The 669-nt window shown below is 34.2% G+C and carries 1 protein-coding gene; it reads right to left on the bottom strand.

The annotated features are described in order from the left end of the window. Window positions 1-669: TRCF domain-containing protein (locus KA878_RS13825; protein WP_312884021.1), on the bottom strand; the 669-nt coding region annotated here is incomplete at both ends.

The raw sequence follows: 669 nt of genomic DNA, 5'->3' as shown, positions 1-669 counted from the left end.
ATTTAGCGTCACTTTCATTTTACCTTCTTGAACACCAACTTTCATTGCGCGTCCAAGTGGTTGTGTTTGTTTAAAGAGTGCTTCGCCATTGATGTCAGTAGTACCTTTTTCGGATAAATAAACCTCTATTTTTTTACCTATATCTTTAATAAGTGTTACACCTGCATTCAATGCATGCACTTTAATTTCCATCATTTCAAGCAATCTTTCAACCTCAACAGGATAGTCATTAAAACGGTCAATGAGTTCATCTTTAACATCCATCAATTGTGATTCCGTCTCAATTTTACGTAATTTTTTATAAATTTCTATCTTAGCCTGTTCATTTGGAATATATTCAGCTGGTAAATAAGCATCAATATTTAGTTCAATTTCAACTTCAGGCGCATCATGCTGTTCTTCTTTAATGCCTCGTTTTTCATTTACCGCTTCTTCTAACATTTGTGAGTATAAATCGAAACCTACAGAATCAATAAATCCATGTTGCTGTTTGCCTAAAAGGTTACCTGCACCTCGAATATTTAAATCTCGCATTGCAATCTTAAATCCAGAACCTAATTCAGTAAATTCTTTAATTGCTTGCAATCTTTCTTCTGCAGTCTCTGATAATACTTTGTTAGATGGATGTAAGAAATAAGCATAACCTATACGACTTGAACGTCCCACGCG

Source organism: Staphylococcus sp. GDY8P57P (assembly GCF_017892585.1).
Classification (GTDB): domain Bacteria; phylum Bacillota; class Bacilli; order Staphylococcales; family Staphylococcaceae; genus Staphylococcus; species Staphylococcus borealis.
Note: the sequence above shows the minus strand (reverse complement) of the source record. Positions and strands in the feature narration are given on the sequence as shown.